Annotated in this window: 19 protein-coding genes and 1 tRNA gene; 10 read left to right on the forward strand and 10 right to left on the reverse strand. The window is 72.4% G+C overall.

The window, feature by feature from the left end:
- Positions 1–66: 66 nt before the first annotated feature.
- Positions 67–2,781, forward strand: a complete 2,715-nt coding sequence (locus IG84_RS0103730; RefSeq protein ID WP_031051276.1) for a penicillin acylase family protein — start codon at positions 67–69, stop codon at positions 2,779–2,781.
- Between the two features lie 80 nt (positions 2,782–2,861).
- Here the strand turns inward: IG84_RS0103730 and IG84_RS0103735 are convergent, their stop codons facing one another.
- A complete protein-coding gene (locus tag IG84_RS0103735) occupies positions 2,862–3,494 on the reverse strand; it encodes a 5-formyltetrahydrofolate cyclo-ligase (RefSeq protein ID WP_078648588.1) in 633 nt (210 codons plus the stop codon).
- A gap of 56 nt (positions 3,495–3,550) precedes the next feature.
- On the opposite strand from IG84_RS0103735, the gene galU reads away from it, so the two are divergent.
- From galU to IG84_RS0103770, 7 genes are all read left to right on the forward strand, one after another.
- On the forward strand, positions 3,551–4,453 hold the full coding sequence (gene galU, locus IG84_RS0103740; RefSeq protein WP_031051288.1) for a UTP--glucose-1-phosphate uridylyltransferase GalU: 903 nt from the start codon (positions 3,551–3,553) through the stop codon (positions 4,451–4,453).
- 4 nt (positions 4,454–4,457) lie between these two features.
- Complete coding sequence (gene glp, locus IG84_RS0103745; protein WP_031051290.1) at positions 4,458–5,774, forward strand: molybdotransferase-like divisome protein Glp; 1,317 nt, start codon at positions 4,458–4,460, stop codon at positions 5,772–5,774.
- Between the two features lie 152 nt (positions 5,775–5,926).
- The gene (gene moaC, locus IG84_RS0103750; protein WP_031051293.1) at positions 5,927–6,430 is read left to right on the forward strand and encodes a cyclic pyranopterin monophosphate synthase MoaC; all 504 of its coding nucleotides are present in this window, start codon (positions 5,927–5,929) and stop codon (positions 6,428–6,430) included.
- Positions 6,427–6,957: a MogA/MoaB family molybdenum cofactor biosynthesis protein gene (locus tag IG84_RS0103755; protein ID WP_051861337.1), complete on the forward strand. Its 531-nt coding sequence runs from the start codon at positions 6,427–6,429 to the stop codon at positions 6,955–6,957. Before moaC ends, IG84_RS0103755 begins: the two co-directional genes overlap by 4 nt.
- Before the next feature lie 14 nt (positions 6,958–6,971).
- Positions 6,972–7,586, forward strand: a complete 615-nt coding sequence (locus IG84_RS0103760; protein WP_037799145.1) for a GNAT family N-acetyltransferase — start codon at positions 6,972–6,974, stop codon at positions 7,584–7,586.
- A 151-nt stretch (positions 7,587–7,737) separates the two neighbouring features.
- Positions 7,738–8,907, forward strand: coding sequence for a divisome protein SepX/GlpR (gene sepX / locus IG84_RS0103765; RefSeq protein WP_031051299.1), 1,170 nt, complete (start codon positions 7,738–7,740; stop codon positions 8,905–8,907).
- A 75-nt stretch (positions 8,908–8,982) separates the two neighbouring features.
- A tRNA-Ala gene (locus IG84_RS0103770) sits at positions 8,983–9,055 on the forward strand.
- 88 nt (positions 9,056–9,143) lie between these two features.
- On the opposite strand, the gene IG84_RS38710 is transcribed toward IG84_RS0103770, so the two are convergent.
- From IG84_RS38710 to IG84_RS37650, 3 genes are all read right to left on the reverse strand, one after another.
- Positions 9,144–10,016, reverse strand: a complete 873-nt coding sequence (locus IG84_RS38710) for a DUF2637 domain-containing protein (protein ID WP_245659211.1) — start codon at positions 10,014–10,016, stop codon at positions 9,144–9,146.
- Positions 10,017–10,093: 77 nt separating this feature from the next.
- Positions 10,094–10,294, reverse strand: a complete 201-nt coding sequence (locus tag IG84_RS0103780) for a hypothetical protein (RefSeq protein WP_031051304.1) — start codon at positions 10,292–10,294, stop codon at positions 10,094–10,096.
- Positions 10,295–10,777: 483 nt separating this feature from the next.
- Positions 10,778–11,308: a murein hydrolase activator EnvC family protein gene (locus tag IG84_RS37650; RefSeq protein ID WP_037799147.1), complete on the reverse strand. Its 531-nt coding sequence runs from the start codon at positions 11,306–11,308 to the stop codon at positions 10,778–10,780.
- 199 nt (positions 11,309–11,507) lie between these two features.
- Between IG84_RS37650 and IG84_RS0103790 the strand changes: the two genes are divergently transcribed.
- On the forward strand, positions 11,508–14,558 hold the full coding sequence (locus IG84_RS0103790) for an alpha-mannosidase (protein ID WP_031051307.1): 3,051 nt from the start codon (positions 11,508–11,510) through the stop codon (positions 14,556–14,558).
- Here IG84_RS0103790 and IG84_RS0103795 read toward each other — a convergent pair.
- The gene (locus IG84_RS0103795; RefSeq protein WP_031051308.1) at positions 14,555–14,989 is read right to left on the reverse strand and encodes a hypothetical protein; all 435 of its coding nucleotides are present in this window, start codon (positions 14,987–14,989) and stop codon (positions 14,555–14,557) included. The two genes, IG84_RS0103790 and IG84_RS0103795, sit on opposite strands and share 4 nt — an antisense overlap.
- Positions 14,990–15,078: 89 nt before the next feature.
- Here IG84_RS0103795 and IG84_RS0103800 point away from each other — a divergent pair, with 89 nt between their 5' ends.
- Positions 15,079–15,999, forward strand: coding sequence for a helix-turn-helix domain-containing protein (locus IG84_RS0103800; RefSeq protein WP_245659212.1), 921 nt, complete (start codon positions 15,079–15,081; stop codon positions 15,997–15,999).
- Here IG84_RS0103800 and IG84_RS0103805 read toward each other — a convergent pair.
- The 5 genes from IG84_RS0103805 to IG84_RS0103825 all read right to left on the reverse strand — a co-directional run bounded on the left by IG84_RS0103805 (position 15,996) and on the right by IG84_RS0103825 (position 20,506).
- On the reverse strand, positions 15,996–17,291 hold the full coding sequence (locus IG84_RS0103805) for a glycosyltransferase (protein ID WP_031051314.1): 1,296 nt from the start codon (positions 17,289–17,291) through the stop codon (positions 15,996–15,998). The genes IG84_RS0103800 and IG84_RS0103805 overlap by 4 nt on opposite strands.
- Positions 17,288–18,079, reverse strand: coding sequence for a MerR family transcriptional regulator (locus IG84_RS0103810; RefSeq protein ID WP_031051317.1), 792 nt, complete (start codon positions 18,077–18,079; stop codon positions 17,288–17,290). Before IG84_RS0103810 ends, IG84_RS0103805 begins: the two co-directional genes overlap by 4 nt.
- A 99-nt stretch (positions 18,080–18,178) precedes the next feature.
- On the reverse strand, positions 18,179–18,565 hold the full coding sequence (locus IG84_RS0103815; RefSeq protein WP_031051319.1) for a GntR family transcriptional regulator: 387 nt from the start codon (positions 18,563–18,565) through the stop codon (positions 18,179–18,181).
- A gap of 49 nt (positions 18,566–18,614) precedes the next feature.
- Positions 18,615–19,580, reverse strand: a complete 966-nt coding sequence (locus tag IG84_RS0103820; RefSeq protein WP_031051322.1) for an ABC transporter permease — start codon at positions 19,578–19,580, stop codon at positions 18,615–18,617.
- A complete protein-coding gene (locus IG84_RS0103825; protein ID WP_031051324.1) occupies positions 19,577–20,506 on the reverse strand; it encodes an ABC transporter ATP-binding protein in 930 nt (309 codons plus the stop codon). The genes IG84_RS0103820 and IG84_RS0103825 overlap by 4 nt, the downstream gene beginning before the upstream one ends.
- Positions 20,507–20,584 lie beyond the last annotated feature (78 nt).

The following is a 20,584-nucleotide window of genomic DNA, read 5'->3' on the forward strand; positions in this document are numbered from 1 at the left end:
GGGGTCGCCGAACCGGTGCGCCTATGGTTGCTCCAGCACTCCCACCCTGCCCCTCGAAGGACAGAGATGCCCGCCAACAAGTCCGGCCCCGCTCCGAAGAAAAAGGGGCGGCGCGCCCGCCTCGTCGTCATCTTGGTCGTGCTTCTGCTCGTGGCGGGCGTCGGCTACGGGACGTTCTGGGGCGTCAGCACCGTCCGTGCCTCTTACCCGGAGACCACCGGGTCGTTGAAGATGCCCGGACTGTCCAGCCCCGTGGACGTCATGCGGGACGGCAACGGCATCCCGCAGATCTACGCCGACACCGATGAGGACCTCTTCCGCGCCCAGGGCTACGTCCAGGCGCAGGACCGCTTCTGGGAGATGGACGTCCGCCGCCACATGACGGCCGGACGGCTCTCGGAGATGTTCGGCAAGAGCCAGGTGAAGACCGACTCCTTCCTGCGCACCCTCGGGTGGCACGAGACCGCGCAGAAGGAGTACGACACCAAGCTGTCGGCGAGCACGAAGAAGTACCTCGACGCCTACTCGGCCGGCGTCAACGCCTACCTCGGGGACCACGAAGGCTCGGCGCTGTCCCTGGAGTACGCGGCGCTCGGCCTGCAGAACGACTACAAGCCGGGCAAGTGGACGCCGGCCGACTCCGTGGCCTGGCTCAAGGCCATGGCCTGGGACCTGCGCGGCAACATGCAGGACGAGATCGACCGGTCCCTGATGACCAGCCGCTTCACCCAGAAGCAGATCGCCGAGCTCTACCCGTCCTACCCGTACGACCGCAACAAGCCGGTCGTGCAGGGCGGCGCCGTCGACCCCGGTACCAAAGAGTTCGACCCCAAGGCCACCGCGAGCGGCACGCAGTCCGGGAGCGCGGCCGGCGCGGCGCAGTCCCTTCAGAGCCAGCTCTCGTCGCTCTCGAACACCCTCGACGAAGTGCCCGCGCTGCTCGGCCCGAACGGCAACGGCATCGGCTCCAACTCCTGGGTCGTCTCCGGCAAGCACACCACCACCGGTAAGCCGCTGCTGGCCAACGACCCGCACCTGGCGCCGCAGATGCCCTCGCTCTGGTACCAGATGGGCCTGCACTGCCGTACGAAGAGCCCGCAGTGCAACTACGACGTCTCCGGCTTCACCTTCTCCGGGATGCCGGGCGTGGTGATCGGCCACAACCAGGACATCTCCTGGGGCATGACCAACCTCGGGGCCGACGTCTCCGACCTGTACCTGGAGAAGGTCGGCGAGAACGGCTACCTGTACGACGGCCGTGAGGTGCCCTTCACGACCCGCAGGGAGACCATCAAGGTCGCCGGCGGCTCCAGCCGCACCATCACCGTACGGTCCACCAACAACGGGCCCGTGGTCTCCGACCGCGACGACGAGCTGGCCAAGGTCGGCAAGAACGCGCCCGTGGGGAACTCCGCGCCCGACCGCGGTGACGGCTACGCCCTCTCCCTGAAGTGGACCGCGCTCTCCCCCGGCCGCTCCATGGATGCCGTATTCGAGCTGAACCGGGCCGCGGACTGGGACAGCTTCCGCAAGGCCGCGCAGCACTTCGAGGTGCCGTCGCAGAACCTCATCTACGCCGACCGCAAGGGCAACATCGGCTACCAGGCGCCCGGCCGCATCCCCGTACGCGGCAAGGGCGACGGCTCGCTGCCCGCGCCGGGCTGGGACCCGGAGTACCGGTGGACCGGCTACATCCCGCAGTCCGCGCTGCCCTGGGAGCTCAACCCCAAGAGCGGCTACATCGTCACCGCCAACCAGGCCGTGATCGACCAGGACAAGTACCCGTACCTGATCACCCGGGACTGGGGCTACGGAGCGCGCAGCCAGCGGATCAACGACCTGATCCAGTCCAAGATCAAGGACGGCGGCAAGATCTCCACGCACGACATGCAGACCATGCAGCTCGACAACAGCAGCGAGATCGCCGAACTGCTCACGCCGTACCTGCTGAAGCTCGACATCAAGGACCCGTACGTCCGCGAGGCCCAGCAGCTCCTGGAGGGCTGGAACTACACCCAGGAGTCCGACTCGGCGGCCGCCGCCTACTTCAACGCGGTCTGGCGCAACACCCTGAAGCTGGCCTTCGGCGACAAGATGCCCAAGGAGCTGCGCGTCGACGGCCAGTGCCTGACGGTCCACCCGGCCGACGAGACCGGGCCGGCCGACGACCTGCAGAAGTGGGTGCGCGAATGCGGTGAGCGGGCCAAGGACAACGGGCAGCCCGACGGCGGCGACCGCTGGTACGAGGTCGTGCGGAAGATCCTCGACGACCCCGGCAACGACTGGTGGAAGACCGAGGACAAGCCGGGCCGCCCCGGTGACAAGAACCGCGACCAGCTCCTCGCGCACGCCATGCAGGACGCGCGCTACGAGCTGACCGCCAAGCTCGGCAAGAACATCAACACCTGGAGCTGGGGCCGCCTGCACCAGCTCACGCTGAAGAACCAGACGCTCGGCACGGACGGACCCGGCATGCTGCAGGGCCTGTTCAACCGCGGCCCGTGGAACCTCGGCGGCGGCGAGGCGGCCGTGGACGCCACCGGCTGGAACGCGGCCGGCGGCTACCAGGTCGTCTGGGTGCCCTCGATGCGGATGGTCGTCAACCTCGCGGACCTCGACAAGTCGCGCTGGATCAACCTCACCGGCGCCTCGGGGCACGCGTACAACGCGCACTACGACGACCAGACCGGCAAGTGGGTCAAGGGCGAACTGCTGCCGTGGGCCTTCTCGGAGAAGGCCGTCAAGGCCGCGACGAAGGACACGCTGACGCTGTCGCCGTGACGCTGTCGCCGTGACGCGGTAGCCGGTGCGCAACGGTCGCCGGGCGGTCCCTCGAGGGGGACCGCCCGGCGATCGGCGTTTCAGGCGTCTGCCGGGCGCTCCGTGAACCGGTGCACGCCCGACGGCGTCACCGCCGCCTGCACCGGCCGGTCGTGCGGATCGGCCGGTACCTCCTCCAGGATCTCGCCGTCGTACAGCAGCACCACCAGCGCGGGCGTGGCACCGGCGCGTTCCAGCCGCGCCAGCACCCGGTCGTAACTGCCGCCCCCGCGACCGAGCCGCAGGCCCCGCCGGTCCACCGCCAGTCCCGGCAGGAACACCGCTCCCGCGTCCGTGACGGCCTCGGGGCCGAGCCGGGGCCCCGCGGGCTCCAGCAGCCCCCGTCCGGCCTTCACGAGCCGCTCAGGGCCCTCGTACGCGGCCCAGTCCAGGTCGTTGTCCGGCAGCAGGACCGGCAGCAGTACGCGCACGCCCGCCTCCCGCAGCCGGTCCAGCAGCGCGCGGGTGGACGGCTCGCGGCCGATCGACACGTAGGCGGCGACCGTCCGGGCCTCCGCCAACTCCCTGAGCTGCAGCGCTCGCTCGGACAGAACCGATCCGGCCGCCGATACGTCACTCAGGGGCAACGAGTTCCTCATCTCGATGAGGTCTCGCCGCAACCCGCGTTTCCTAGCGTCGTTCGTGGTCACTGTGTGCCCTTGCTCCACTCTCATGCGCTTTTCACCGGACCATCATGAACTGCCACAAAGCTCCGGTTATCGTGTGGCGCATGACTGAATCACGTACTCGGATCCGTAAGGCTGTCATCCCGGCGGCCGGTCTCGGCACCCGCTTCCTGCCCGCCACCAAGGCGACCCCGAAGGAAATGCTGCCGGTCGTCGACAAGCCGGCCATCCAGTACGTGGTGGAGGAAGCCGTCACCGCCGGGCTCTCCGACGTCCTGATGGTCACCGGCCGCAACAAGCGCCCCCTGGAAGACCATTTCGACCGCAACTACGAGCTCGAAGAGGCGCTGAGCCGCAAGGGCGACCAGTCCCGGCTCGCCCGGGTGCAGGAGTCCAGCGACCTCGCGACCATGCACTACGTACGGCAGGGCGACCCGCGCGGTCTGGGCCACGCGGTCCTGTGCGCCGAGCCCCACGTGGGCGACCAGCCCTTCGCCGTCCTCCTGGGCGACGACCTGATCGACCCCCGGGACCCGCTGCTGCAGCGCATGGTGCAGGTCCAGGAGGAGTACGGCGGTTCCGTCATCGCCCTCATGGAGGTCGACCCCGCCCAGATCGGCCTCTACGGATGCGCGGCGGCGGCCCCCACCGGCGACGACGACGTGGTGACCGTCTCCGACCTGGTCGAGAAGCCCGACCCGGCCGACGCACCCAGCAACCTGGCCATCATCGGCCGCTACGTGCTCGATCCGGCCGTCTTCGAGGTGCTGCGCAAGACCGAGCCGGGGCGTGGCAACGAGATCCAGCTCACCGACGCCCTTCAGGCGCTGGCCTCCGACCCCTCGCTGGGCGGCCCCGTGCACGGTGTCGTCTTCAAGGGGCGCCGCTATGACACCGGGGACCGTGGCGACTACCTGCGTGCCATTGTCAGACTGGCATGCGAACGTGAGGACCTGGGCCCCGACTTCAGGACCTGGCTGCGCAGTTACGTCACCGAGGAGATGTAGGGATTTGAGCGCCACCACCGACCGGACCAGCCGACCCGACCGCGTCTGGTCGGTGGCCGATCACATCGAGGACGTCCTGTCCAAGATCCGTCCGCTGGAGCCGATCGAGCTGCAGTTGCTGGACGCCCAGGGCTGCGTCCTGGTCGAGGACGTCACGGTGCCGGTCGCGCTGCCCCCCTTCGACAACAGCTCCATGGACGGCTATGCCGTCCGCGTCGCCGACGTGGCGGGGGCCACCGAGGCGTACCCCGCCACCCTCACGGTGATCGGCGATGTCGCGGCCGGCAGCGGCGACCTGCCCCCTGTCGGGCCCGGCGAGGCCGCCCGCATCATGACGGGCGCCCCGCTGCCCCCGGGTGCCGAGGCCGTCGTCCCCGTGGAGTGGACCGACGGCGGCACCGGAGGCGGCCCCGCCACCACGATGCGCGCGCGCAGCACCGACCCGGCCGGCGCGAGCGGCGAGGTCCGGGTGCACCGCCCCGTGGAGGCCGGCGCCCACGTGCGCACCCGGGGCAGCGACGTCTCCGCGGGCGAGCCGGCCCTCGACGCCGGCACGGTCCTCGGGCCGCCGCAGATCGCCCTGCTCGCCGCCATCGGACGCGCGACCGTCAAGGTACGGCCGCGCCCCCGGGTCGTGGTCATGGGTACCGGCAGCGAGCTGGTCCAGCCGGGGGAGCCGCTGGGTCCCGGCCAGATTCACGATTCGAACAGCTTCGCGCTGACCGCCGCCGCCCGGGATGCCGGCGCGCTCGCCTACCGGGTCGGCGCGGTCGCCGACGACGCCGACACGCTGCGCGCCGCCATCGAGGACCAGCTCATCCGCGCCGACATCGTCGTCACCAGCGGCGGCGTCAGCGTCGGCGCGTACGACGTGGTCAAGGAGACGCTGGCCGACTTCTCCGGCGAGGAGGGCAGCGTGGAGTTCCGGCGCCTCGCCATGCAGCCGGGCAAGCCGCAGGGCTTTGGACTCATCGGCCCGGACCGCACCCCGCTGCTGGCGCTGCCCGGCAATCCGGTGAGCTCGTACGTGTCCTTCGAGCTGTTCGTCCGCCCTGCCATCCGCGCCCTGATGGGCCTGCAGGACGTGCACCGGTACACGGAGCGGGCCCGCTGCACCCAGGACATCGCCTCCTCGCCCCGGGGCAAGCGGCAGTTCCTGCGCGGCCGCCACGACCCGGTGTCCGGCACGGTCACCCCGGTGGGCGGCGCGGGCTCGCACCTGGTCAAGGCGCTCGCGCACGCCAACTGCCTGATCGCGGTGCCCGAGGACGTCACGGAGGTCGCCGCGGGGGACGAGGTGGACGTGGTCCTGCTCGGATAGCCGCTCCTCCGGTGGGGCGGCCGGCCCGGGTGGCGCGCTGCCGCCCCCGGGTGGCCCGCTTCTCCCGTAGCGCCCGGCTGCCCGGGTGACGGTCCTCCGCTGCGGGTACGGTGTCGTCGCACAGGCGCGGCACGGTCCGGACCAGGAGAACGATGAGCAGCGGCCAGCAACACCTCACCCACATCGACGCGGCGGGCGCGGCCCGCATGGTCGACGTATCCGAGAAGGACGTCACCGCGCGCACGGCCCGCGCCAGTGGCCGGGTCCTGGTAGCGCCGCGGGTGATCGAACTGCTGCGCGGGGAGGGCGTCCCCAAGGGCGACGCCCTGGCCACCGCTCGCATCGCCGGCATCATGGGCGCCAAGCGCACCCCCGACCTGATCCCGCTGTGCCACCCGCTGGCCGTCTCCGGTGTGAAGGTGGAGCTGTCGGTGGCCGACGACGCCGTGGAGATCCTGGCGACGGTGAAGACCACCGACCGTACGGGCGTGGAGATGGAGGCGCTCACCGCGGTCACCGTCGCCGCGCTGACCGTGATCGACATGGTCAAGGCCGTCGACAAGGGCGCGGTCATCACCGACGTACGGGTGGAGGAGAAGAGCGGCGGCAAGTCGGGCGACTGGGTGCGCGAGGGCGGCGCGGAGGCGGGCGCATGAGCGCGCACTCCGCCCCGGACGCCCCCGGACGCCCGTACCGGGCCATGGTCGTCACGGCGTCCAACAGGGCCGCCGCCGGGGTCTACGCCGACAAGGGCGGCCCGCTCATCGCCGAGGCACTCACCGCGCTCGGCTTCGAGGTCGAGGGCCCGCGGGTGGTGCCGGACGGCGACCCCGTGGAGGCCGCGCTGCGCGACGCGGTGGCCGGCGGCTTCGACGCGGTGGTCACCACCGGCGGTACGGGCATCTCGCCCACCGACGCCACCCCGGAGGCGACCCGCCGGGTGCTGGACTACGAAGTGCCCGGCATCCCCGAGGCGATCCGGGCCGAGGGCCTGGCCAAGGTGCCCACGGCGGCCCTCTCGCGGGGCCTGGCGGGTGTCGCGGGCCGCACCCTCGTCGTGAACCTGCCCGGCTCCACAGGGGGCGTCCGCGACGGCCTCGCCGTACTGGAGCGCCTGCTCGTCCACGCCGTCGACCAGCTCCGCGGCGGCGACCACCCCAGACCGGCCGGGAGTACGCACTGAACGCGCCCTGGCCGGTGGAGCTGGCGGACGGCGACACGGCCCTCCGCCCGATAAGGCTGCGCGACCAGCGGGCCTGGCGCGAGGTCAACCGGCGCAACCGCGACTGGCTGCGCCCCTGGGAGGCCACCATCCCGCCCGCACCGCCCGGTGCGCCGCCGGTCCAGCGGCCGACCTACCGTCAGATGGTGCGCCACCTGCGGGCGGAGGCGCACGCGGGCCGGATGTTGCCGTTCGTCGTGGAGTACCAGGGCCGGCTGGCCGGGCAGCTCACGGTCGCCGGGATCACCTGGGGATCGATGTGTTCGGGCCATATCGGCTATTGGGTCGACGAGGCCGTCGCGGGGCGCGGTGTCATGCCCACCGCGGTCGCGCTCGCCGTCGACCACTGCTTCCGTACGGTCGGACTGCACCGCATCGAGGTGTGCATTCGCCCGGAGAACGTGCCCAGCCGCCGGGTGGTGGAAAAGCTCGGCTTTCGCGAGGAGGGGCTGCGGCCGCGCTATCTGCACATCGACGGCGCCTGGCGTGACCACCTGGTTTTCGCGCTGACGGCGGAGGAGGTGCCGGGCGGGCTGCTCGCCCGGTGGCACCGCGAGAAGCCGGGCACCCCGGGGACATCCCACAAATAAAAAGTGTGTTCGAATTAATCCATCAATTCGGCACATTCGCAGTGCGTTGATCGCAACAATCACAAAAAAAGTTCGAGATATCAGCCAGATCGTGCGACACACCGGCTCAATTGGCGGATGGCCCCGCTCAAACCCCTCTACCGTGTGAGGCGTGAGCAGCAGCGGCCTCATCTACGCAGTCATCGTCGGGGCCTGGGCCGCCTACTTGGTGCCGATGTGGCTCCGTAGGCAGGACGAACTCAATGAGGCCCGTCCTACGGAGCGTTTCAGTACCGCCATCCGGCTCCTGTCCGGGCGGGCGGCGATGGAACGCCGTTACGCCAAGGGGCAGGAAGGGCGCCCCGCCGACGATGCGAGCGGGGAACGGGACCCGGACGCCCCGGCCGACGCGGCCGGCGTCCGGTCAGCAAGCACGCCCGCGGACGAGGACCGCCCGCCCGGAGCGGAGGCCCGCGCCCCCGAGGAGCGCGAGGCCGCACCCACGGCCGTCCAGCCGCACGGCCCGGTTCCTTCGCACGCCCCCGCGCCCCAGCGCCCCTCGTCCGCCGAGCGCACGAAGCGGGCCCGGGTCCTCGCGCGGCGCCGCCGTACGATCACGGTCCTCTTCCTCGTCTTCACCGTCGGCGCGGTCGTCGCCGGGGTGGGCGGCATCACCTTCCTGTGGGCACCCGGCGTCCCCGCCCTCCTGCTGAGCGCGTACATCGTGTACCTCCGCCTTCAGGAGCGCCGCCGGTTCGCCTTCACGATGGACCAGCGGGGGGCCGAGGCCGCGGCCCAGCGGCTGCGGGAGGGCCGGGGCGCCCGCCCTCCGCGGGCGGGCCACCAGCCGCCCGCCGAGGAGACCCCCGCCGAACCGGCCGGCCCCGCGCCTGAGCCGGTGCGCCCCGAGCCCGCCCCCAGTGCGGGCCGCCGCCCTCTTGTCGAGCAGGCTGGCCACACGGAGTGGACCGAACCGCAGCGCCCCCGGGGCCGCCGCGACGGGGACGGCTGGGAGCCGGTCCCGGTACCGCTGCCGACGTACGTCACTGCCCCCGTGGCGCCGCGCGCCAACGGCCATGTCGACCTGGCCGCCGACGGCGCCTGGAGCTCCGCCCGGTCCGGTACGGCGGGTGGCTCGGGAGCGCCCGCCGACGGTGCGGCCACGGCCCCGCCGTCCGGCACCGGTCCGGTCGCGGGCGGCGGTGCCGCGGACGCGGACCCCCGGCCGGCGCCGGGCCGGGATCGTCCCGCCGGCGGCCGCCGCGGCCGTACCCCGCTCTTCGACCAGTTCGCCGCTCCGGCCGACGAGGGGCTGGACCGCCCGCGCGCCGCGAACGAGTGAGCCGCCACTCCTGACCAGCGCCGGAAGCGATTTCCGAGCACGGCCGCAAGGATGCTAGAGTTTCACTCGTCGCAAGGGCCTGTGGCGCAGCTGGTAGCGCACCTCGTTCGCAACGAGGGGGTCAGGGGTTCGAATCCCCTCAGGTCCACAGACAACAGAACCCCTGCCGGGAACTCCGGCAGGGGTTCTTTCGTATACCCAGCGGGTGGCGCGCTCGCGGCCGGGCGGGGTGTCGCTCAGGACCCCACGCGCTGGCGGTGGCTGCCGCCCTTGGTGTTCTGGGCGTGGCGGGTCACGGCCTGGGGCGCGGGGGAGAGGTCGAGCTGGCGGACGAGCTGGTGGAAGCAGAGGAGGACGGTCACGGGCGGCAGTCCGGCCACGGTGATGCCGGCCGGTGTCGCGGGGGTGTGGGCGATGCACAGCAGCATGGCGACGGCCGCGAAGAAGATGACGACGAGCCAGGACTGCGCGGTGCGGCGGCGGTAGGCGCGCGCCCGCAGGATGGACAGCGTGGCGGCGATCCAGGGGCCGTAAATCAGCAGCGGCCACAGGTCGGCGATGTGGCGCGGCGCGACGCCGCCGGCCAGGGCGCGGAGCGAGGGGTAGGACGCGAGGGCGCCCAGGATGCTCACCGCGATGACGATCAGGGCCGTCAGGGTCACTGACACCAGGCTCAGCACGCGCTGCCAGGTCCAGGTGGCGATGTGTGTGCGGAGGAACGAGGTCTTGCGGTGCCGGGTGGGCGGCGCGACCGGAGTGGGCTGCGGCGTCACCACGGGCTGCTCGGCCGTCTCCAGGAGCTGCGCCAGCTCCCCTTCCAGCTCCTCCACCACAGCGGCGTCCCAGCCGTCCGACGTGTGGCCGAGCGCCATGTCGTCGTGGCCGAGCAGCATGTCGTCGCGGAAGAGCGGCATGCCGGCGAGGCTCGGGGCGGTGTCGAGCCCGTCGGCGGTCTGGCGCGGCAGCCGGTGCCGCCCGGAGCCGTCGGTGTGTCCGGTACTGCCGCCCGGGAATCCGGGGCCGTCCGGGTAGCCGGGGCCGCTCGGGTAGCCGGTGCCTCCCGGGTGCGCGGGACCGGACGGAAAGGGGGCCTGGGGAGTGTCGTACACGTCGGCTCTCGTGGGATCGATGGGACCGGGGCGGGAGGCCGGTGCGGACCGCGTGGCGGCCGGACCGGTGGCGGCTCCTACCGTCTGATGCGCGGCGGGCGCTCCGCGCGGTCCCGCGGCCCCAGCGTGGCCTCGATCCCGTCGAGGGCCGAGAGCAGTACCTCCAGCAGGTCGCCGGTGTGCTCCAGCCGTACGCGCTGCCCGGCGCGCTCCAGGTGTACGTCCGGGCGGCCGGCGGCGACTGCGGAACTCAGGTGCCAGCCACCGAGTTGCCGCATTCGCGGAATGGTTGTTTCAGGCATACTCCGTCAACGAAGAAAAAGCCGCAAAGAAACGTGGCATCCAGGTAATTCGAGTTTGATTTTCCGGCCGTCGGGAATGCCGACCGGTTCATGTTTTTCTGCAATAGAAGGCCCTTGGGTAAATATGCTGAGCGGCCGCGTCCGTGGCCGGTGGTCCGTTGGCCAGGGGCGCGGGCGGGTGGGTCGGCCCGGTCCGGCGGCCCCTGGCTGGGCCGCCGGACCCCAGTAGTACGTCGTCACCGGACGCGGCAGACCGTCCGGGACAAGGACCGGCGCGGCCTCCTTGAAATAGCCGGAGGTTTATATCTTCGACCGATGGCCGTCGGGGCCGCGGAGATAAACGTAAAAAGCATTGGACACACGACCGTGTGAACCCCCTGGACGCAGATCGGCCAACCCGGAAGTACCGCCCGGACCGCGGACAACACCCGTTTCTCCGCGGGGTCTTGTCCGCGCCTCTCAGCCCCGTTTGCCCATGTGCACGCCGTGGCGGGACAGGTATCGCAGCGGGTTGACGTCGTTGCCGTAGCCGCGTCCGTCACGCACCTCGAAGTGCAGGTGCGGGCCGCTGGAGCGGCCGGTCGAGCCGCTGGACCCCAGCCGGGTTCCGGGGCCCACGTGGCGGCCCTTCCTGACGGCGATCCGGGAGAGGTGGCCGTACACGACGTAGTGCCCGTCGCGCATGCGAACGGTCACCGCCTTCCCGTAGTCGCCGGAGCGGCGGGCCAGTACCACCGTGCCGGAGCCCACCGAACGGACGCGGGTGCCGGTCGGCACGGCGAAGTCCACCCCTGGGTGGTGCCCGGCAGCCCATTCGCCGGGCACGCCGTACCGTGCCGTCACGTGGTAGGGCGCGGTGATGGGCCGCGCGTAGCTGCCTGCTGCTTCGACGGCGGCCGCCTCATGAGGGGCCGTCAGGGCCAGCGCCGAGGCGGCGGCGACGGCGACCGGGACTGTGCGACGCAGTGTCAGATCCTTGAACGCTGTCATAGAGGCGACCTCACCGGTTCCGACGGTCCGTCGCAATGCGGAAACCCGCCGCACGGCTTAATGGCGTGGACCACTCGGTACGGCGGGTGCGGGCACGCATACGGCGGGCGCGCCGTGCATGGCTGTCCGCCTCCGCCGGGCAGGCTGGAGGCAGGGCCGTACTCGCCGGGTCTCCCCACGCACCCACCGGAGCAGCCGCATGCACGACGACCGCAGCATCGTGGAACACCGCCTCCGCCGCGTCCTCGAAGAACGCGTCAAGCCCGCTCTGTACAGCGCGTCCGTGCCGCTGACCGTGGGCCGCTGGGACGCGCCCGGCGAGCCGGTGCCGGTCGCCGAGGGGCTGGCAGCGCCGTACGCGCCGGCAGCGGCGGGCGAGGCGTGGGGGCCGGCCTGGGGCACGAGCTGGTTCAAGGTCACCGGGCAGGTGCCGCGGGAGTGGGCGGGCCGGGCCGTGGAGGCCGTACTGGACCTGGGATTCGAGCGGATGAGCCCCGGCTTCCAGAGCGAGGGGCTGGTGTACCGGGCCAACGGCGAGGCGGTGAAGGGACTCCACCCGCACAACGCCTGGGTGCGGATCGGCGACCGGGTGGCGGGCGGCGAGGAGGTCGAGCTGTACGTCGAGGCCGCCGCCAATCCGGTACTCAACGTCCAGCGGCCCACCTATGAAGGCGACCGGCTCACCTCCGGTGACGCGCCGCTCTACCGCCTGAACCGCCTGGACCTGGCGGTCTTCGAGCCCGTCGTGTGGGAGCTGATCCAGGACCTCGAGGTGCTGGCCGGGCTGATGGAGCAGCTTCCGGCGGACGACGCGCGCCGTCACGAGATTCTGCGCGCCCTCGAACGTGCCCTGGACGCTCTGGACATCGACGACGTACCGGGTACGGCCGAGGGCGCACGTGCCGAGCTGGCCGCCGTACTCGTCGCACCCGCGCACGCCTCCGCGCACCGTCTCAGCGCGGTCGGCCATGCCCACATCGACTCCGCCTGGCTGTGGCCGCTGCGCGAGACCGTCCGCAAGGTCGCCCGTACCTGCGCCAACATGACCGCGCTCATGGATGATCACCCGGAGTTCGTCTTCGCCATGTCCCAGGCGCAGCAGCTCGCCTGGATCAAGGAACACCGGCCCGAGGTCTTCGCACGGGTGAAGGAGAAGATCGCGGCCGGGCAGTTCGTGCCGGTCGGCGGGATGTGGGTGGAGTCGGACACCAACATGGTCGGCGGGGAGGCCATGGCCCGGCAGTTCCTTTACGGGAAGCGGTTCTTCCTGGAGGAGTTCGGGATCGAGACCGAGGAGGTCTGGCTGCCGGACTCCTTCGGGTACACCGCGGCCATGCCACAGCTCGTGAAGCTCGCGGGCGCGCGGTGGTTCCTCACCCAGAAGATCTCCTGGAGCCAGACCAACGCCTTCCCGCACCACACCTTCTGGTGGGAGGGCATCGACGGCACCCGCGTCTTCACCCACTTCCCGCCCGTGGACACCTACAACTCCGAGCTGAGCGGCCGCGAGCTGGCGCACGCGGCACGCAACTACCGCGAGAAGGGCCGCGGCACCCGCTCCCTCGTCCCCTTCGGGCACGGCGACGGCGGGGGCGGTGCGACGCGCGAGATGCTGGCGCGCGCGGAACGGTGCCGTGACCTGGAGGGCTCGCCGCGTGTCGCGATCGAGCGGCCCGCCGCCTTCTTCGAGCAGGCGCACGAGGAGTACGCAGCGGCCGCGCCCGTATGGGTCGGCGAGCTGTACCTGGAGCTGCACCGCGGCACGTACACCTCGCAGGCGAAGACCAAGCAGGGCAACCGTTTCAGCGAGTCGCTGCTGCGCGAGGCGGAGCTGTGGGCGGCGACGGCCGCGGTCCGCGTACCGGAGTACGCGTATCCGTATGAAGAACTGGAGCGGCTGTGGAAGACGGTCCTGCTGCACCAGTTCCACGACATCCTGCCCGGTTCGTCGATCGCCTGGGTGCACCGGGAGGCCCGGGAGACCTACGCGCGGGTCCACGCCGAGCTGCGGGACATCGTCGACGGCGCGCAGCGGGCGCTCGTCGGGCCCGGCAGCGACGAGATCGTCTTCAACGGGGCGCCGCACGCCCGGCACGGTGTACCGGCGGGCGGCGCGGGCCGCGCGGTGGCCGGCGGACCGGACACGGAGGTCACCGTGGCCGAGCGCCCCGGCGGGGGGTGGGTCCTCGCCAATGGGGTGCTGCGCGCCGAGATCGACGGGCGCGGGCTGCTGGTCTCCGCGTACGACCTGCGCGCCCGCCGCGAGGCGCTGGCGCCGGGCCGGGCCGGCAACCTCCTCCAGCTCCATCCCGACCTGCCCAACTTCTGGGACGCCTGGGACATCGACGCCTTCTACCGGCACCGCGTCACCGACCTGACCGAGGTGGAGGAGCTGCGGCTGATCGCCGACGGGCCCGACGCGGCCACGGTCGAGGTCCGTCGTGCGTTCGGGAACTCCACGGCCGTCCAGGCCGTTACTCTCCGTGAGGGTTCCGCCACCCTGGAAATCACCGCTGATATCGACTGGCACGAGAAGGAGAAGATTCTCAAGGCCGCCTTCCCGCTGGATGTGAAGGCCGACCGGTCCGCGGCCGAGACCCAGTTCGGGCATGTCCACCGGCCCACCCACACCAACACCTCATGGGAGGCAGCCAAGTTCGAGATCTGTGCGCACCGCTGGCTCCAGGTCGAGGAGCCCGGTTGGGGCACGGCGCTGGTCAACGACTCCACGTACGGGCACGACGTCACCCGCGACGTACGCGCGGACGGCGGCCAGACCACGACCGTCCGGCTCTCCCTGCTGCGCGCCCCACGCTATCCGGACCCGGAGACCGATCAGGGCCGGCACCGGCTGCGGTACGGGCTGGTGCCCGGCGCGGGGGCGCTGGACGCGGTGCGCGAGGGCCACTGGATCAACCTCCCGGAGCGGGTGGTGCCCGGCTCCCGGGAGGTCGCGCCGCTGGTCGGCGTGGACAACGACGCGGTGGTCGTCGAGGCGGTCAAGCTCGCCGAGGACCGCGGCGGGGACGTGGTCGTGCGGCTGTACGAGGCGGTCGGCGGGCGGGCTTCGGCGACGCTGACGGCCGGCTTCCCGGTGGCGGAGGTGTACGCGACGGACCTGCTGGAACGGCCGCCGGCGGACGCGCTTCCGTACGCCGTGACGGACGGCGGGCAGGTGACCGTCGCGCTGCGGCCGTTCCAGATCCTGACGCTGCGGCTGTCACGGGACGCCCGGGGGGCGCGCGACTAAGCCGTACGAATGCGGCGCAGGCCCACGTACTCCAGCTCCGCGAAGACCGCGACGATCACGGCCCCCGCGGCGAGGAACACCCGCCCGAAGCCGGTCAGCGGGACGAGGCCGGTGCAGGCCAGGACGGCGAACACGGCGCCGCACACGGCGTTCAGCGCGATCGCGCCGGCCACGAGGCGGCGCGGCAGTACCGGCTGCCGGGCGAGCAGCCAGAACGCCGCCGCGCCGCACACCATCCCGCACCCGGACACCACCGCCAGCTCGCGCGGCAGCCCCAGCGGGGTGGTGGTCAGCGCGGCGGCGGCCAGCATCAGCACGGCGAACGCGGCCGTGCTCGCGCTGTCGGTCCGCAGCACCGTCCGCAGCAGCCAGGACGCGTCCTGGGCGGGGCGCCGCCCCGGTGCGGCGAGGGAAGAGGTCGAGGTGGTCATGCGGGCCTCCTTGGCCTGTGGCGGTGCGTACATACGGGGGGTCTGTACGAGGTGGTCCGTACGCAACGAACGGTGGCAAGGGGCGGCTGGTGCGGGCAATGACCTCCGAGGTCATGGACGCCGCGACCGGCGACGTTAGGCTCAAGGCCATGACCGCCGAACTCGCCGACGCAGCAGGACCGTTCGCCCGCGAAGCGCCGCCCGCCGACCGGCCGCGCGTCGGCACCCTGCTGCGCGACTGGCGGCAACGCCGTCGGCTCAGCCAGCTCGAACTGGCGCTGCGCGCGGGGAGTTCGGCCCGGCACCTGTCCTGCGTGGAGACCGGCCGGGCCCGCCCCAGCCGCGCCATGGTGCTGCGCCTCGCCGACCACCTCGATGTGCCGCTCCGTGAGCGCAACAGCCTGCTCCTGGCAGCCGGTTACGCGCCCGCCTATCGGGAGAGCGCGCTGGAGGACGACGGGCTGCGGTCGGTACGCGGCGCCCTCGACATGATGCTGGCCGGCCATCTGCCGTACCCGGCGGTGGTCGTCGACCGCGGCTGGAACGTCGTCACCGGCAACCGCGCCATGGGCGTCCTCCTCGACGGCGTACCCCCGGAGCTGCTCGCACCCCCGGCCAACGTGGCCCGCATGGCGCTGCACCCCGAAGGGCTCGCCGCCCGCTGCACCAACCTCCACGAAGTCCGCGGCCATTTCATGGAACGTCTGCAACGCGAGGCCGAGGCCACCGGCGACCCGGAACTGCGCGCGCTCTACGAAGAGGTGCGCGCCTACGGCCCTACGGAGGCGCCGACCGCGCCCGCCGACGCGGACACCGCCCCCCGCACCCCGGAGGCCGTCATCCCCCTCCGCTTCCGCACCCCGCACGGCGAACTGGCCCTGTTCAGCACCATGGCCGTCATCGGCGCCCCCAACGACGTCACCCTCTCCGAACTGGCCATCGAACTCTTCTTCCCCCTCGACGACCACACGGCGGAGGTACTGCGCACGCTCGACGACGCGGCCGGCTAGCCGAACACCGTCCGCTCCGGACCGCCCTCGGCGATCCGCTCGACGGCCCGCAGTACCTCTCCGGCGCCGTCCTCCGTGGCCAGCCGGGCGGCCGCGTTCCGGGCCCGGTCGCGTATCACCGTGTCGCGCAGGGCCCTCTCGACGGCGGCCGCCAGGCGGTTCTCGGCGTCCGCGCCGGACAGGGCCTTGAAGGGCAGGGGAGTCGTTGCCGCGCCCAGGGCGGACAGGCGGGTGGACCAGAAGGGCTGGTCGGCGGTGACCGGGACGGGGACGGTGGGGACACCGGCGCGCAGGGCGGCTGCTGTGGTGCCGGCGCCGCAGTGGTGGACGACCGCGGCGACCCGCGGGAAGAGCAGCGCGTGCGGCAGGTCCCCGGCCGAGAGGATGCCGTCCGCTGCCTCGTCGGCCGCCAGCCCCGCCCAGCCCGCTTGGAGGATGCCGCGTGCTCCCGCGCGGCGCAGGGCCCGTACCGCCAGTTCGCCGAGGCGTTCGCCCTCCCCTGCGGCCATGCTGCCGAAGCCGACGAAGACCGGTGGGGGACCGGCCGCGAGGAAGTCCTCGACGGCGGGCGGCAGGCGGTCGTCCGGCGCCGCGTGCGGCCACCAGGTGCCGGCCACTTCCAGGCCCGGCCGCCAGTCGCCGGGCCGGGGTACCAGCAGCGGGCTGAAGCCGTGCAGTACCGGCCAGCGCGCGGCCTCCCTGCGGGCCCGCATCGCGGAGAGGGCCGCGGGAGGGAGGCCGAGCCGGGCGCGCAGGGCGCGTACGGGGCCGGCGTAGAGGCGGTCGACGACCTTCAGGGCCGCGGCGCCCGCGAGGCGGTTGCCCCAGCGGCCCAGTGGGCGTCCGCTGCCCATGGCCGGCGGGTACTCCCGGGTGGGGTGGGTGGGTTGGAGGTACCCGCCCATGCTCGGGGTGCCGGTGGCCTCGGCGAGCTGCCAGCCGAGCGGGGCGGTGGTCGTGGACAGCAGCATCAGGTCGGTGCCGGGCGACGCGGCGTCGGCGAGTCCGTCGCCGAGCTGCGCCAGGAAGGCGGCGGCCCGGGCCATCAAGCCCCGCCCGCCAGGGCCGTCCCCAGGTCCGTCCCCGGAGGCGGGCCAGGCCGCGCGCAGTCCGGCCGTGCGCGGATCCGCAGGCAGCGGCCGGAACTCCAGCCCCGCGGCCCGTACCGCCTCCGCGTACGCCTCGTGCGTGGCCAGCGCCACCTCGTGTCCGGCCGTCCGCAGCCGCGCGCCGAGCCCGGTGTACGGGGCCACGTCCCCGCGTGAACCGGCCGCCGTGATCAGGATCCTCATCGCGCGCCCCCCTCCGCCGGGCCCCGGTGCACCGCGTTGGCCCGTACCGCCGTCAGCAGGTACGCGGCGAGTCCGGGGCGCTGTTCGGACGGCGGGACGGTGAGGGCGAAGGCCCGCGGGTCGGCGGCGAAGTCCTCCGCGATCCGGCAGTGCATGTCGGGCGGGCAGGGCGTGAACCAGCGGGTGATGTGCTGCCGGTGTTCCTCGGCGAGCTCCATCGCCCGCTCGCCCTCGGCCGGTTCGCCCGTGTCGAAGGCCGTGGTCAGCCGCTGTCGCCAGGCCGTCGCCTCGGCCATGAGACGGGCCCAGTCCTCCTTGCTGTGCGCGGCGGCGCGCGCCATCGAGCGCTGGTGGCCCTCGCTGTGCTGCCACTTCAGATGGGCTTCGGTGGCGTACGTGAGATCGAACGACACCTCGCCGAAGACCGCGAACCGTTCCTCCGGAGTCAGCGTGATGCCGGTCTGCTGGACCTCCATGGCCCGTTCGGCGACCTCGACCAGGCGCTGCAGCTTCTCCATCTGTTCGGTCAGCAGGCGGTGCCGGGCGCGCAACTGCTCCAGGACATTCGCCTGCGGGTCGGCGAGGATCGCCTTGATCTCCTCCAGGGAGAAGCCCAGTTCGCGGTAGAAGAGGATCTGCTGGAGGCGGGCCAGGTCGGCGTCTCCGTAGAGCCGGTAACCGGCCGGGCTGCGCTCGCTGGGCGAGAGCAGCCCGGTCCGGTCGTAGTGGTGCAGGGCCCGTACCGTCACGCCCGCGAAGCCGGAGACCTGCCCGACCGAATAGCTCATGGAACAGCCTTCCCCGTCCGTGTCCGACCGTCGGACATCCGCCGTCCGTCCCGCTCAGCCTGCGGCCTGACGTGACGTGAGGGTCAAGACACGGGAACCTCAACTCCTCGGGAAGCGTTCCTCCAGCACCGCGCCGAACAGCGCCTCCACGTCCTCGCGGTCCAGGCCCTCCGTGCGGGCCCGGTCCACCCAGCCCGCCAGCTCGGCCCGCAGCACGGCGTCGCCCTCGGACTCCGGGCGGGCGAGCGTGCGGCTCACGAAGGTGCCCAGGCCCGGGCGCGGCTCCACCAGGCCCTCGCGCTCCAGCTCGCGGTATGCCTTCAACGTGGTGTTCGGATTGACCTTCGTGGTGGCGGCGACCTGCGCGGCGGTCGGCAGCCGGTCGCCCTCCACCAGCGTGCCCAGCCGCAGCGCCTGCCGGACCTGCTGGACGATCTGCTGGTACGTGGCGACGCCGCTGCGCCGGTCGATGCGGAATTCGACCATGGTCAGCGCCTCTCCGCTCGGTGTGCGCGCCGGTGTGCGCGGTGGGTTTTCAGAGCGGCCGCCGGCGAGTCCACTGCACGATGAACGCCACGATCAGCGCGGTCAGGACGAGCAGCAGAGCGGCGCCGCGCCACTGCATCCCCGCCATCTGGTCGAGGCTGAAGTACTCGACGATCTTATGCACGATGCCCTGGTCGGCCTGGCACGCCGCCTCGTTCTTGGCGTCGACGCAGGTGCCCCAGCCCAGGAGGCGGCCGTCGGCGGTGCCCAGCCACTGGTCGAAGTTGATCGCGGAGTCCGGGATGGCCGGGAAGTCGCCGGAGGCGGGGCCGGTCGCCGTGTGCGGGGTGGCCAGCCGGGGCCGCAGCCAGTCCAGGACGAACGAGGTGCCGGTGGTGACGACGAGCGTGAGCAGCATGGCCGGGACCACCCGGCGTACGAGCATGCCCACGGCCATACCGCAGCCGGTGAGGAAGAGCGCCAGGGCGACCGGCACCGGGCCCGTGATGTCGAAGATCGTCCCGCCGAGCCAGTCGCCGTAGTTCACGAGCTGGTTCGCCGGCGTCCACAGGGCGGTGAAGGCGAGGGAGATCAGCGTGGTGCAGACGAGGACGGCCAGCAGCGGCAGCCCCACGGTCGCGGCGATCCAGCGGGTCCGCGAGACGGACTGGGTGGTGGCCAGCCGTACGGTGCCGTGCTCCTGCTCGCCCGCGATCAGCGGGGCGCCGAGGAAGATGCCGAGGAGGGCGGGCAGGTAGGACAGGTCGTACGTGCGGTCGAACACCTCCTTGTACGCCTTCTCGAACTTCTCGCTGTAGCGGATGGTGTTGCCGTACTGGGCGACAAAGTCGAGCACGCCGGCGCGGTGGTAGAGGCAGTACCCGCACGACACCACGGTGACGGCGGCCAGCAGCAGGAACGCCGTGCGGTTGCGGCGCCACACCAGCCAGGTCAGGCCGTGCAGCGGGCCGCGGCTGCGGGCGGTGGCGGGACGGGTGTCGGTCAGCGTGCTCACGCCGCCTCCAGGGGGGTCGAGGGCCGGGCAGCGGCGGTGATCAGGGGCGGTGCTTCGGAGGGGCGGAGGTGGCCGAGCAGGACCTCCTCAAGGCCGGGCACGGCCGTCTCCCACGGGCCGTCGGGCAGCTCGGCCCGGGGCCCCTCGCTCCGTACGAGCGCGGTGAACTGCCGCCCCGTGACGCGGTGCTCCACGACCGTGCAGCCCTCGGTCAGCTCCCGGGGCAGGGCGCCGTCCTCCGCCGCGCCGGTGAGCAGCGTGTGCGCGGGCAGCAGCGCGTCGGTGTCGCCCGCCATCCGCAGCCGGCCCCCGGCCAGTACGAGGAGGAAGTCGCACATCTCCTCCAGGTCGGCGAGCACATGGGACGACATGAGCACCGTCGTGCCGTGCTCGGCGGCCTCGGCCAGCAGCAGGCCGGACAGCTCGTGCCGGGCGAGCGGGTCGAGGTCGGCCATCGGCTCGTCGAGCAGCAGGAGCTGCGGCCGCTTCCCGAAAGCCAGCGCGAACGCGACCCGGGTGCGCTGCCCTCCGGACAGCGTCCCGACCTTGGCGTCCAGGGCGATGTCCCCGGCCCGCACGATCCGCTCCGCCGCCGCCTGGTCCCAGCCGGGGTTCAGCTCGCGGCCCGTGCGCAGCGTCTCGGCGACCGTGAACCGCTTGTACAGCGGCTTGTCCTGCGCCAGGAAGGCGAACCGGGGCAGCACTGCCGGGTCGGTGACCGGCACGCCGAACAGCTCCAGCGTTCCGGTGGTCGGCCGGACGAGCCGGGTGGCGGCCCCGAGGAACGTGCTCTTGCCCGCGCCGTTCGGCCCGACGAGCGCGCAGACCCGTCCGGCGGGCAGCCGGAAGGACAGATCCCGCAGCGCCCAGCCGCGCCGGTACTTCTTGCCCAGCTCCCGGGCTTCCATCGCGATGGCTTCACTCATCCCGGTCCCCCCTTTCACTAGTTAATTAGTGGAATGAGTATGGAAGGGTGCCCGGGAGGATGTCAACAAAGATCGCGA

The organism is Streptomyces ochraceiscleroticus (assembly GCF_000720485.1).
GTDB lineage: Bacteria > Actinomycetota > Actinomycetes > Streptomycetales > Streptomycetaceae > Streptomyces > Streptomyces ochraceiscleroticus.